Origin of the sequence: Shewanella sp. MMG014, from assembly GCF_018100775.1 — a bacterium.
Taxonomy (GTDB): Bacteria; Pseudomonadota; Gammaproteobacteria; order Enterobacterales; family Shewanellaceae; genus Shewanella; species Shewanella japonica.
Map to the genome: position 1 here is coordinate 75,341 of NZ_JAGJDZ010000004.1, position 13,461 is coordinate 88,801.

Sequence of the window (13,461 nt, forward strand, 5' to 3'; positions counted from 1 at the left end):
ATCATAATAATAAAAATCATAACTGATTTTAGTAACAATAAAGCCCTTAGTAAATTTGGATACGAAGGGCTTTAAATCTAATACATCTTATAATTAGCTGGATTATTTCTCTAAGCTGACTTTGCCACTCACAGTGCTTGCGTTAAAGCTGCCATCACCTTGCTGAGTTTTAAATTGAATTGACTCTCTTGAGGTGTATTTTGTTTTCATTGGTTTATCACTTGTTAGGCGGTTATCAATTCTCCCACCTGGGCCGCCATCAATTTCAAACGATAAGTTTGGCATCGCTGAAAACTTCACATCGATATCACCACTCACGGTATCGAATACGACTTTGCTAACAGCGTCACTGAGTTTGACTTCAATATCACCACTCACTGTAACAATTTTGACTTTTTGCGCTGAGGTAAAGCTACCTTCAATATCGCCAGAGACTTGGTCAATTGCTAAATCTGTTACACGGTTATTTTCAGATTCAAGCTCGCCACTGACTAAGCGATATTGCACTTTGCCTTGGATATTTTTATCTTTAATGTCACCTGATACTGTTTCTAGTTCAATTTTACCGTTGAGCTCATCTGCTTTTATGTCGCCAGAGACAGTATTTAGTTTGATTTCACCTTCAGTTTCTTCAACTTCCATGCTGCCGCTGACCAAAGATAACTGAATTTTTCCGCTGAGCTTTTCTACTTCGTAATCAGCAGATACACCTTCTGCTTCAAGCATTAAATTGGTTGGAATTCGAATAACAAGATTTGAACCTTGTTTATTATTACCTCGATAACTGCTTGGTAATTTATCTTCAATGACAATCTCATTACCTTTCTGCTCGAAGATAAAACCTTGTGAGAGTTCATCTAAATGGCCTTTAACACTGATGATATCTTTATCCCAGCCCACAATTTCGACTTTGCCACGTTGCACTTTTAGCTCAACTTGAGGATTCGCTGACACGGTCATTTCACGGTCAATTTGCTCAATTGCTTGGGCCATCAACGGAGTGAGCAGCACACTGCAACCGATTACAATACGGCTAAATAGGTGATTAAGTTTGGTGTTCATATTACATTTCCTTGCGTTGATGGAGTCGAATTCGTTGGTGTGCGTTGCTGTTGTTGCAACAATTCAATTTCTCTTTTCATTACCCATAACCATAAGTCCCAGACTTGTTTGTTATTGGGATCATTTTTTAATGCTTGTTGGATTTCTTTTGATGCACGTTGAAGCTCAGTAAACCCTTTATTAAATGGATTAATTTGATTATCAAGCTGCATACCAACAGTGAATTTATTGTCTTCAAATGAGGCCAATTGTTGCTGATGAGTCGTTGCAATTTGATCTACCAAGGCAATTAAGTCTTCAGTTGATTGGTTTGATAAAGCGTTATCAACCGTGATTGTTTTTTGTTCAGAAGTCATATTTGGCGTAGATAACAGCCAACCTAGTACCATCACAAAAGCGAGGCTTGCAGCGATAGCCAGTGTTTTCCATTGCTGCTGATCCGAGGAAGATTTATGAGTTGTTTTGCCACTGATTTGATCATCAATGCCTTGCCAAAGATCTACGCGTGGATTGATCTCAGTCGGTAAGCTTGTGAGCAACTCATCAAGTTGTTTTTCTGCTTCGGTTTGTTGTGGAGATAAATTCTTCATACCAGCATATCCTGTAACATTTGCTTTGCTCTGTGGTACTGCGCTTTGCTGGTTCCCACGGCAATATTCAACATCTTTGCTATTTCCTGGTGTTGATACCCTTCAATTGCGGATAACACAAACACCACTCTGGTTCGTTCAGGTAAGGTCAGTATTAATTTGTCTAACCTATGGTATTCATAATGGGTGCTGGTTTGCTGTTCAGCATGTTCAGTTAAGTTGCTTTCGGGTAAAAAACGATGCCAAAAACGTTGCTTAGCTTTCATGCTGTTAATGGCTTGATGCACACACAATTTATGTAACCAAGTGCTGAATTGGCTTTCACCATTAAACTGTCCTAATTTTTGCCACAGTCTGACAAAACAATCCTGACAAATTTCATCTGCATGATCGTGACTGCCACTCAAACGAAAACAAATTGCATACACTCGTCCTTGATGACGTTGATAAAGTTGCTTAAAAGCAATTTTATTCCCATCCAATGCCTGCGCCACTAACTGTTCGTCGGGTGTATTCCCGTCGATAGCAGCATTCACTTCATTCGCATTTGCTTGAAGCGTTGGTGCAATGTCAGTGATGTTATTGGTATTCAAGTTCACCGTTTTATCCGTTTGGGTGTGAGTTACTAGATTAGACATTAGCAAGTTAGCAAAAGGTTTACTGCACAATAAAATAAATTAAGTTCGTGCTATTTGAGCCGATAAATATTTATAGCGATGTTGGCTAATGTAGTTATCGCTTAATTTGATTGGGAAAATTTAGTTTGTGCAAACATTGTCTAAAGAGCAAATGTGCATCTATATTTTTAATGTACCTTAAGGTTATTAGGGATTTATATGTTAATTCGTACCAAGTTAATATTGAGCGTAGTGGTGTCTTTAGTGGCTTTTACCGCAATGTTTGGCTTACAACTTTATACTAGCGAAGTGAAGTCTCGATTAGCCAGCGCAGCTAATAATGTGACCGAAATTGAGCGAGAAGTATTAAACCTGAGAGTGATTGAAAAAGATTTTTTTGCCCGTTTAGATACTAAATACATTCAAGATCACGATGATATCTACAACGACATCAATAACATCATTGCTGAACTTGATCAGACTTTAATTGAACGTGGCTTACCTACCCAAAGCCTGTCTAGTTTTAATCAGAGTTTACGAACATATAAAGGGCTGTTTGCTGAATTGGTGACATTACAAACTGAGATAGGCTTAACACCAAAAACGGGTTTGTATGGCGACTTAAGACAATCTGTCCATAATGTTGAAACCATATTAAAACAGCAAAATCAAAATCTATTGTCGGTCACTATGCTGCAGCTTCGTCGAAATGAAAAAGACTTTATGCTCAGACGCACTCAAAGTTATTTAGATAGGTTTGATAAAAATATTAGCTTGTTTAAAACACAATTAAACGCATCCACATTAGATTATCAAACAAAAAAGCAAATTACTGAATTGGTGAATGCTTATCAACGCAGTTTTGTACAACTGACAGATAAAGAAAAAGAGTTTGGCTTAAGTGCTTACGATGGCGACATGTTGATATTGCGAGAAGCGATTAAGAAAACCGCGATTGATTTATCTACGCTTCAACAGCAAACTCACCAAGAAATTAGCCAAGCTGAAAATAATGCACTCATATTAGGCGCCACTATTTTTGTGTTAATCACCCTCATTTTATGCGTATTTGCTTACCTGATTTTACGCAGTATTGTGGTGCCGATTAATGACATTAATAAAGTGATATCCGAGGTTGAGAAAAATAAAGATCTTACTTTGCGTTGTGATGAAACCAGAAATGATGAACTCGCCAGAATAGCAAAACACTTTAACGCCATGGTGCTCAGTTTTCAGACCTTAATTGAACAAGTTAATGAGTCTGTCGAAGCAATGAATATTTCCTGTGAAGAGCTGACTCAAAATGCCGTGGTGGCTTCTGATGGCGTATCAAGGCAACTCAGCGAAACCGATATGGTTGCTACAGCGATTACTGAGATGGGCGCAACGATTGAAGAAATTGCCAGCAATACTGAACAAGCAGCGCTAAAGGCTAACGAAACCAATGAACATGCACAACAAGGGTTAGTGAGTGTTGAGCAAACCATTGAAAAAATTCAAACCTTGGCAAGTCAACTTAGTGACTCGTCTGAAGTGGTCGGTGAATTAGAGCGAGACAGTGAAACGATTGGTAGTGTGCTTGATGTGATCAGAGGGATTGCAGAACAAACTAACTTACTGGCATTGAACGCAGCCATTGAAGCTGCAAGGGCGGGGGAGCAAGGGCGAGGCTTTGCTGTTGTAGCTGATGAAGTCCGAAGTCTTGCTATGCGTACGCAAGAGTCCACCGAGGAAATTTCAAAAATTATTACCACACTACAGTCCCGTACACATTCGATTGTGCAGTTAATGGACGCTAGTCAGCAAAAAGGAACAGACAGTGTTGAGCAAGCGGGTGGTGCTGGGCAGTTATTGCATTCTATTACTCAAGATGTACAAACTATTTCAGATATGAGTACACAAATTGCTACCGCCATTGAAGAGCAAAGTATGGTGGCTGCAGAGGTGAATAAGAATGTGGTGATTATCCGTGATATTGCCGATGAAACAGCCAATGCAACCGAAGAAAACTCTGCAGCAACTCAAGATGTCAGGCAACGAGCAGAGGCGCTGCATGAGGCGGTTAGTCTATTTAAAGTGGGCTAGGTTTGTTACTTAAAGCATGTACTATAAAACAGCTAACTCAATAACCTAAGAAGTCATACAGAGTATGCTATTTCAGTTTCTGTATGACTTCTGATTTTTTCATTTAAGCGAGATTAATGTCTTAGCGAGATTAATATCCAAGCCTAGCTTTACTCTAGTGTTGCGAGATCAATATATTGATCAATTCGCTTTGGAATAAACTGCTTGCTTTCACCATTTGACCAACTGATCGTCACCATATCAACGCTTTTACAATCACCTAGGCCAAATAATAAGTCACTGTTATAGGTCGCAGCATAAGCTGATGCTGTGTCACCGACAGTGCGGGTTTGAATTCGTCCACATGCCGATACTATGGCTTTAGCTCCAAAGATATCAGCCTGCTTTGAAGGTGATGTAGTGACTTTTATGCCTAAAAAGTGATTATTAGTTTGGCTATTGGTATGGTTTTCAAATAGGTGCCATTTGCCACGTTCGTTGGCAATAATTAAATCTGCATCGCCATCTCGGTCATAATCTATGACTTCCGCTCCAGCGCCTGTGGCACCAATATCTGTTGAAATGACGCCGTGGTTACTCGCTAAACTGAACGATTTTCCTTGATCATTTAAGTATAAATACTGGGTGATTTCTTTTGCCATATTACCGTAACGCATGAAAAATAAATCAGTCCAGCCATCATTATTAAAGTCGGCTGCTAAAGCACTGGTGGTTTGCTCATTGATATTAATCCTCATTGATTGAGTGACATCAACAAAGCGTCCATTACGATTTTCCAATAATTTAGCCGGTAAAGGAGGATTTAACGTTGGACTTGGCGTTGAAGTCACATTGTTAATAACTCCAGCTGTTGCTGATTGTGTTTGACTACAAACCCGCCATTTATTATCACCGACATAGCCAATATAAAGCCCTGGTTTTGAACCTTCGGGTAAGGACTTCATTTTAGCCCCTTTGACACAGAGTCCTTCTGGCCAACCTTGAGATGCTTCTTGGGTTAATTCAATGCGGTTATTACCGCTTCTATTCCAGCTTTGACCAGTTTTTACTGCTTGAGCTTTGACGTCCAGTAATCGCTTGTCTTTGCCTACAAATACATCATAGTGTGGGTAGGCCATTTGTAAATTTTCAAGTTTAAATGGCCCAGCTATCGTGAGGTCTTCTAGCTGAGAAGGTTGAAAGCGTGCAAAAAATGCGAATCTTTTGGTTTCAGGATCATAATAGGTTTCATGTTGAAACTGATGTTCTGAACGACTGATAACCCAGTCATAATCGCCATCACCATCAAAGTCTATTTGTGATATTGAACTGGCATGGCTTATCTTTTGTAATTCACCTAACGCTTCGTCTGTGGCATCTGTAAAGCTATAACCTTCACCCCCTTTGGCAAGCACAATATTTTTTCCGCCATATACAACAATATCTGATTCTCCATCTTGGTTGAAATCGGTTATTGACGATCGGTAACTTAAACGGTCACCAAAAGGAAGGTGGGCGTTAAAGGTAAATTGACCTGCACCCTTGTTGCTATAAAAATGGTTAGCGCCCGTTTTAAATTGTTCTGGCGTTGCAAATCCGGTTAAAAATAAATCTAAATTACCGTCGTTATTTGCATCTAATACTTTTATTGAGCGGCCACGGCCTTTTTCAAAGTGACTAAGCTGCTCGCCACCAGTAATTTCACGATCTCGGGTAATTTCATAATGTCTTGGTTTTCTCGGATTGCTGCCATTTCCTCCCCCTTGAGCGATAATCACTTCCACTAAACCGTCTTTATCAAAGTCAGCAATTGCAGTACCGTGCATATCTCCCTGAACTAACTCAGTAGGCGGGGAAAAATATCCACCTTCATTCCAATAGATGAAAACCTTATAGGCATGTTCAGTTAACAGAAGATCTTGAAAACCGTTGCCATCTAAATCTCCCACAATAGCACCATCCCATTTACGTCTAGCACGTTCCTCTGCGGGTAGAACACCATGAGTTTCGCTAAATAAGGTATCGACTTTATTGTCTTTTGAAGGGGTTGAATTTTCGCTTGCACATGCTGTTAATTGACTTGCAGTGAGCAGTAGGATTAGCTTAGCGAGATTGATTGGCTTAGTGAAAGAGGGCATTATCATTACCATTGTTAATCATCATATGTTTATCAATGTAGCATGTTTTATGGCGATTAACATATCAGTAACGTTTAAAGTTAACTTTAAAACCGAATGTAAAAGCGAGTAGAAACAGCAGTCAGTTTTTATTGTTATAGCGGTGTAGGCTTGATTTGAACTTGTTATAGGCTAGGGCGTTATTGCTATGACAGGTAAGTGAGTGGTTTTTTTCTTTAGGTTATTGAATTATAAGTATTAAAAAGCCCAATATGGTATTGGGCTTTAGACTTTTAAAACGCTTGATACGAGATAAGCGTATTTTTTAGTTTAGCTACTCAGCGGCTACAGTTTTAACACCATCTGGTGAACCAACAAGCAATACGTCAGCGCCACGGTTTGCGAACAAGCCGTTAGTCACCACACCTACAATAGCGTTTAGTTGAGTTTCAAGCGCTTTTGGGTCAAGAATTTTGTAGTTGTACATATCTAAAATCACGTTGCCGTTATCCGTTACTACACCTTCACGGTACACAGGGTCGCCGCCCAATTTTACTAATTCACGTGCCACATAAGAACGTGCCATAGGGATCACTTCAATTGGAAGTGGAAACTCGCCTAATACGTCAACTTGCTTAGTGTTATCGACAATACAGACAAATTTCTTTGCAACTGCCGCAACAATTTTTTCGCGTGTTAATGCTGCGCCGCCGCCTTTGATCATGTCCATGTGGGCGTTAATTTCATCAGCACCATCAACGTACACTGATAAATCAGACACGCTATTCAAATCAAATACTTCAATGCCTAATTGCTTTAGCTTTTGAGTTGACGCTTCAGAGCTAGAAACCGCACCTTGAATGTCGTGTTTCATTGTCGCTAATGCATCAATAAAGTGATTAACCGTTGAGCCAGTACCTACACCAACAATACTGTTTTCTTCAACGTACTCTAGTGCTGCCCAACCGGCGGCTTTTTTCATTTCATCTTGAGTCATATCAACATCCTAAGCTGGCTATTTTTGCAATGATAAGTAGTAAAATTGGCAAGAGTATAGCAAATGCCAAGCTGTTCAAGATATGGCAGAGATTTAATTAATGACCTCTGCGGTCTCAGAAGTTGACATAGGATAGAATTTTTCCTGTTTAAAGGCGTTGATGACGCGCAAATTAATGTCGCTGGCAAACTTACGTTCTAAGCGAATATCCATGACATAGGCTTTGACGGTTAGCTCAATAAGGTGCTCGCCAAACTCATAACGAGTGGCAATATTCACCGTAATAGGCTTGTCTAAAAAAGTATAAGGTGAGCATTGTGTCGCTTCTTTTGCTAATCGAGTCGCTTGTTGATGATCAACCTGTATCGGTAAAGTGAATTTAACGACAACCATTTCATCTAATGCGCCGCTATTGGCATTTGATACGGCAGTTTTAAGCGCCTCAGCGTTAGGCACCATCACAGTATTATCATCAAAAGTTCTAAGCCAAGTGACGCTCCAGTCGAGTTGAATCACTTCGCCGTAATGGCCTGATAACGTCACCATATCCCCAACACGATAGGGTGGGGTTATCATGATTATCAGCCCAGCAATCATGTTTTTAGCTGGTTCTTGGGTTGCTAAACCGAGCACAATACCAATGGAGCCAATCACTGCGAGTACCAGGTTTTCGTGCGGGTTAATGATTTCGGCAATAGTGTAGATAATGACTGTAGCCCAAATAAATAGTCTTACAAATGGGTATAAGCGGCTCCACAATAAGCGGTATTTGGGTAATTTTACGGTTAAATGTGTCAGCAAAGTTTGCACAACCACGAGCAATAACCAAGCAAAGAAACACACCAAGGCAAAGGCGAATAACTTATCGAATGAAATAATATCTAATATGGCTTGCAGGGCTTTACGTGAGTCTTCCATGATACTAACTCCTACAGGTAGAGCTTATTGTGATTGACTAAGTGGCTGGCAATCAGTCGTGTTAAAGTGGGAGTGATAACATAATAATGTTGGGCAAAATCTTGTTTTGAATAATGCGCTTTTATCAATCCTTGGCGACATAAATACTCAAGCTTAAGTGCACTTTGCTCGATACTACAGGCAAAAATTTCAGCATGCTGAAAAATCCGTAACCCACCGTGAACGTATAATTCTGCAAGGCTAAACAAATCGTCGTCGCTGCATTGTTTTAAGCTGGTTAAATCTGGCAGGCAAAGCGGGGCTATTGTTAGCGGGTGGTTGTCGTCTTGAATCAATGCATGAAATATCAATACACAAGCCAATTTACTATGGCCACCTGTGGCTTGGTGCAATTGTTTTGTGAGTTGCTCAAATGCTAACTTTTCAGCGTCATCATCTTGATTATCAGTAATGTGCAGTCCGATTTGTGCAACCCTGCTTTGTATCACATCGCGAAATTCTGACAGGCCAAAATAGTCGAGCTTAATGACGAACTTTACAAAATTGGTAATCGCGTACTGTGATGATAAGCGGTGCCAAACATAGGTTTCGCAACCCAGTACCCAGCAATGACGTTGTCGGGTTTCCATTAATATGGTGGCAAACGTGACTAAAGCTTGATAGTTACCCATCATTCTGAGCATTAGCTTATGGAGATCATCAATAATGATAACATGTGCAGGCTGTTTGTTTATTAAGGCTATCGCTGCGGTAATCGATACTGGAGCATCATTAATATTGAAACAGTAACAAAGGTTAGCAATGGTTTCTTTTGTGGTTAAAGCTGCATGGTAAAAACTAAGATAAGTGATATGTACCGCTTCTGTTTGGCGAGTTGCTTGCTGGGTTAAAAACCAATGATGAAACTGATTGAGAAAAGAGCTAACACCTGAACCAGCAGGGCCTGTAACAGCAGTTAACTCGCCTTTATTTTGCTGCCAACGAGTAACTGAGTCGGTTAATTGAATAAATTGATGTTCGCGACCAATAAAGCGAGTGTGCTCGGATAATGGCGATATATCGACTTGTTGTTTTATCCTATGATTAGCATTTTTCGCTTCAGGTAGCGCCGCTACGTCTTTATCGGCTGCATGATAATCTTTAGCTGGATCAGCTTTTATAGGGTTATACAGTAAGGTTTTTTCCACTGTCGCCTTTGGATGGTGGTGGGGGTAAATTCTAGCGATTTCCTTCAGTGACAACTTTCCTTCAGCACTTTCTGCATCAGCAATAATAGCAGGCTGCCCCATTAACAGGGCTTTCAGTTTGGTCCAAGCCTGGGTGATTTGTGGTAGTTGCACATCCATTTTACGTTTTACCTCGTCACGCTTAATAAAAGCGAGTTATTCCATTTATTTAGTCTCTAAAGACTTCTTAACTCTAGCATAGTTGTTTCATTAAAGTGGCCAATATGCTGAAAGCAAAATGCACCATGATGTTGTTTTTCGTTGGGCGATGCTGGTGGAATTAACGCTGGAAAACCGCCTTTAACAAACTTGATTGGGGCGGAAATTGAAAAGGCTGGGCGTATTTGCGCTGTAAGTTAGAAGATAATTGTCATAATTGGGGCTAAATGAGTCGCTTTTTTGATACAAATTAGTGTGATCTCATTCCATTCTAATCGAGATTTTAATCCTAATTAGCAATGCTAATCAATTTAGCTGTTAACCTACCTTATTTGTTAAAAATAACAGTGATTTAAGTCTCGTTTTTATTATCCAAATCTGCGATAGACTCAATCGGATTTTGTCATTTTATCTCTTAAAAAAGCGAGGATAAGATAGCTGCAATTAAACCACATACTTTAAAAGGTTATTCGTTATGTTCAAGCTAACCTCTGTTGCTTTTATTATTGCTTCAATTTGTTCAATTTCTACAGCTCAAGCAAGTGAGCCAATTGAGGTGATTAAACCTGCTGTTATCACCGAACCTGAAAAAGTAGAATTAGGTAAAATGTTGTTCTTTGAACCACGTTTATCTATGTCTGGTTTTATTTCTTGTAACTCTTGCCATAACTTATCGTTAGGTGGTGTGGATGCATTGCCAACGTCTATCGGTCATGAGTGGCAAGAAGGTCCAATTAACTCGCCTACAGTATTAAATGCTGACTACATGCTAGCGCAGTTTTGGGATGGTCGTGCTGCTAACTTAAAAGAGCAAGCTGCGGGTCCTATCGATAACCCTAAAGAAATGGGTTATACCCATGAACTCGCTGTTGGTACTATTGCTTCAATGCCTGGCTATGTTGAACGTTTTAAAGCAATTTATGGTTCTGAAGAAGTTAACATCGACAGAATTACAGACGCCATTGCGGTATTTGAAAAGACGTTAGTAACACCAAACAGCCCATTTGATAAGTATTTAGAAGGCGATAAGAAAGCCATTACAGCCGACGCTCAAGCGGGTTATCAATTATTTAAAGATAAAGGCTGTGTAGCTTGTCATAACGGTCCCGCTGTTGGCGGTACTATGTACATGAAAATGGGCTTAGTTAAACCATTCCATACCGATAACCCAGCCGTTGGCCGTAAAGGCGTAACAGGTAAAGAAGCGGATAAGTTTGTCTTTAAAGTACCAACACTACGTAATATTGAGCTGACCTATCCATACTTCCACGATGGCAGTGTTTGGACACTTGAAGAAGCGGTTAACACCATGGCTGATATCCAATTAGGTCAGGAAATGAGTGAAAAAGAAACCAAGCAAATGGTTGATTTCTTAAAGAGCTTAACCGGTGAACAACCACAAATTATGTTACCGATTTTACCGCCTTCAAATGAAAATACGCCACGCCCAGTGCCGTTTAAGTAAGGAATTTTCAATTAGTTTCATCGCCTAATTGAATATTGTTGCACTCCCCCAGCAAAGCCTGTTCAACTTAATGAGCAGGCTTTTTATTTTTTATCTTATTAATCAATAAATAGTACAAAAAAGTACCTAGTGTACGGTTTTGTGCCCACTAGGTTTTATTGGCTAATCCCCCTATGATAACCCTAGAGATACAATACAAGGTTTAATAGGTTATACATGAACACTATCAATATGGATTTTAGCCAACGCGTCGTGATAAATACTCATGAGCTGAATTGGGATAAAAGCCCAGCTAAAGGCGTTTGGCGTAAACGTTTGGCTCGCGAGGAAGCCGAGCGAGGTCATGCTACCAGTGTGGTTAAGTATGATGCTGGCGCAAGTTTTAAATCTCACCCACACCCATTAGGTGAAGAAATCTTTGTATTGTCAGGGATATTTTCAGATGAAACAGGTGACTATCCTGCAGGCACGTATATTCGTAATCCTGAAGGTTTTAGTCATGCCCCTTTTAGCGAGCAAGGCTGTGAGTTATTAGTAAAGTTACATCAATTTTTACCAAGTGATACAGAGCAAGTCAGAGTTGATACTCGTAATACTGATTGGCTACCTGGCCAAGGCGAATTACAGGTCATGCCGTTGCATCAACATTTAATTGAATCTACCGCTTTAGTCTTTTGGCCAGCGGGATGTCAATTTCAGCCCCACCGTCATTTTGGCGGAGAAGAAATATACGTGATTAGCGGTGAATTTATCGATGAGCATGGACGGTATCCTGCAGGAAGTTGGATTAGAAGCCCGCATTTAAGCCTGCATAATCCGTATGTTGAACAAGACACTGTTATTCTAGTGAAAGTTGGTCATTTAAACGCTGATGAATAAGAAAATGTTTCAGTTGACCTTGTTATAGCCTCCTTTTAAGCTGCAGTTAATTCAATGATGAATACAATGAAGTTAACCTAGTTTATAAGGAAGCGTTAATGCATCAAGCAGAGTTAGTCCGTTTTATTAGCGGTATTGATCGCAAAGAGGAGCGCCGTTTTGAAGATACAATGGCGATCATCGACATGTATTATGAGTTTACTCCGACTGCATTTAGTAATGGTCAGCAGCAAAACAGTGCAGAACAAAACTTAGGGTCTTGCAAAGTGTTTTCATTTGCAATGCGACATCAATTGTCGGAATCGCAAACGCTTAAGCTTTTCGGGCAATACTACCAAGATGTGTTAGCCACGCCTCAAGGTGCGGATCATCAGAATATTCGCCAGTTTATGCAACATGGTTGGGCTGGTATTCGTTTTACTGGAACGCCGCTGCTTTTGAAAAGCTAATCATAGAAAAGCTAATTACTGAAAAACTTGTTAGTTTAAAAACTAATTTTGTTGACTCAAATAGGCTTTGACTATTTAAGACGTTAACTATTTAAGGCTTTGAAAGTTAAAGCCTTAATAGATTAACGTTAAAGTAACGCAAAATAATGCCAGTTATTTTATATAAGTCATTTTGACTGCTAAGCCTAGTTAAAAGCCTTCCACTCCAGCCATGTCAGGCAGATGATGCGCAATCCCTTTATGACAATCAATACAGGTCTGCTCACCACTTTCTAAGTAGGTTGAATGCATTTTTGCTGCCCGCTCAGATTGTCGGGTGAAATCCATATAATCAAATTCATGACAATTTCTGCATTCTAATGAATTATTTGCTTTTAAACGGCGCCACTCATGTTCGGCAAGTTCACGTCGTTTAGCTTCAAACTTCTCTGGTGTATTAATCGAGCCGACAAGGTGTGCCCAAATCTCTTTAGATGCTTGCATTTTACGGGCAATTTTATCTGTCCATTTATGGGGGACATGGCAATCATGACAAGTGGCTCGCACGCCGCTACGATTGGTGTAATGAATCGTGGGCTTCATTTCTTCATAAACATTTTGATGACAGCTACTACAAAACTCCTCAGTGCTCGACATTTCAAGGGCAGTGTTAAAGGCTCCCCAGAATATGATCCCTGCAATAAATCCACCGATAACTAAAAAACCTAAACTGAAATGCACACTGGGCTTTTTAATTGTCTGCCAGACGGTGTTAAGTAACATCTTGAATTTTTGCATGGTTTCACCCTGTTGATAATGACGGTGTCACTATATAGCTGAACGTTGAATCACGATTGAGTATAAAAGTGACTGAGATACCAACTGGTTAATACCAGTGCATGTTTACTGCTTAATGTTGTAAAGATAGCAGTAAAGTGA

Annotated in this window: 12 protein-coding genes; 4 read left to right on the top strand and 8 right to left on the bottom strand. The window is 39.9% G+C overall.

Features of this window, described 5'->3' with window-relative positions; genetic code table 11:
• Nucleotides 1–102: 102 nt before the first annotated feature.
• From J8L86_RS07865 to J8L86_RS07875, 3 genes are read right to left on the bottom strand one after another with little or no spacing between them, the layout of a single operon-like run.
• Nucleotides 103–1,062: a DUF4097 family beta strand repeat-containing protein gene (locus J8L86_RS07865; RefSeq protein ID WP_247663278.1), complete on the bottom strand. Its 960-nt coding sequence runs from the start codon at nucleotides 1,060–1,062 to the stop codon at nucleotides 103–105.
• Nucleotides 1,059–1,652, bottom strand: a complete 594-nt coding sequence (locus J8L86_RS07870) for a hypothetical protein (protein ID WP_211029754.1) — start codon at nucleotides 1,650–1,652, stop codon at nucleotides 1,059–1,061. The genes J8L86_RS07865 and J8L86_RS07870 overlap by 4 nt, the downstream gene beginning before the upstream one ends.
• Complete coding sequence (locus J8L86_RS07875; protein ID WP_211029756.1) at nucleotides 1,649–2,290, bottom strand: RNA polymerase sigma factor; 642 nt, start codon at nucleotides 2,288–2,290, stop codon at nucleotides 1,649–1,651. The genes J8L86_RS07870 and J8L86_RS07875 overlap by 4 nt, the downstream gene beginning before the upstream one ends.
• Before the next feature lie 198 nt (nucleotides 2,291–2,488).
• Here J8L86_RS07875 and J8L86_RS07880 point away from each other — a divergent pair, with 198 nt between their 5' ends.
• On the top strand, nucleotides 2,489–4,354 hold the full coding sequence (locus J8L86_RS07880; protein ID WP_211029758.1) for a methyl-accepting chemotaxis protein: 1,866 nt from the start codon (nucleotides 2,489–2,491) through the stop codon (nucleotides 4,352–4,354).
• Between the two features lie 149 nt (nucleotides 4,355–4,503).
• Here J8L86_RS07880 and J8L86_RS07885 read toward each other — a convergent pair whose 3' ends face one another.
• The 4 genes from J8L86_RS07885 to J8L86_RS07900 form a co-directional block, all read right to left on the bottom strand.
• On the bottom strand, nucleotides 4,504–6,471 hold the full coding sequence (locus J8L86_RS07885; RefSeq protein ID WP_211029760.1) for a CRTAC1 family protein: 1,968 nt from the start codon (nucleotides 6,469–6,471) through the stop codon (nucleotides 4,504–4,506).
• Between the two features lie 313 nt (nucleotides 6,472–6,784).
• A complete protein-coding gene (gene rpiA / locus J8L86_RS07890; protein WP_055026420.1) occupies nucleotides 6,785–7,447 on the bottom strand; it encodes a ribose-5-phosphate isomerase RpiA in 663 nt (220 codons plus the stop codon).
• Between the two features lie 93 nt (nucleotides 7,448–7,540).
• Entirely contained in the window at nucleotides 7,541–8,365 is an 825-nt protein-coding gene (locus J8L86_RS07895; protein WP_065108721.1) for a mechanosensitive ion channel domain-containing protein, read from the bottom strand.
• A gap of 11 nt (nucleotides 8,366–8,376) precedes the next feature.
• Complete coding sequence (locus tag J8L86_RS07900; protein ID WP_065108720.1) at nucleotides 8,377–9,711, bottom strand: ATP-binding protein; 1,335 nt, start codon at nucleotides 9,709–9,711, stop codon at nucleotides 8,377–8,379.
• A 514-nt stretch (nucleotides 9,712–10,225) separates the two neighbouring features.
• Here J8L86_RS07900 and J8L86_RS07905 point away from each other — a divergent pair.
• From J8L86_RS07905 to J8L86_RS07915, 3 genes are all read left to right on the top strand, one after another.
• Nucleotides 10,226–11,215: a cytochrome-c peroxidase gene (locus tag J8L86_RS07905; protein WP_055026417.1), complete on the top strand. Its 990-nt coding sequence runs from the start codon at nucleotides 10,226–10,228 to the stop codon at nucleotides 11,213–11,215.
• 216 nt (nucleotides 11,216–11,431) lie between these two features.
• Complete coding sequence (locus J8L86_RS07910; RefSeq protein WP_211029762.1) at nucleotides 11,432–12,094, top strand: cupin domain-containing protein; 663 nt, start codon at nucleotides 11,432–11,434, stop codon at nucleotides 12,092–12,094.
• 98 nt (nucleotides 12,095–12,192) lie between these two features.
• Nucleotides 12,193–12,543 carry a HopJ type III effector protein gene (locus J8L86_RS07915; RefSeq protein ID WP_211029764.1) on the top strand — a complete coding sequence of 117 codons (351 nt, stop codon included), beginning with the start codon at nucleotides 12,193–12,195 and terminating at the stop codon, nucleotides 12,541–12,543.
• 189 nt (nucleotides 12,544–12,732) lie between these two features.
• On the opposite strand, the gene J8L86_RS07920 is transcribed toward J8L86_RS07915, so the two are convergent.
• Nucleotides 12,733–13,305, bottom strand: coding sequence for a NapC/NirT family cytochrome c (locus J8L86_RS07920; RefSeq protein ID WP_082972273.1), 573 nt, complete (start codon nucleotides 13,303–13,305; stop codon nucleotides 12,733–12,735).
• Nucleotides 13,306–13,461 lie beyond the last annotated feature (156 nt).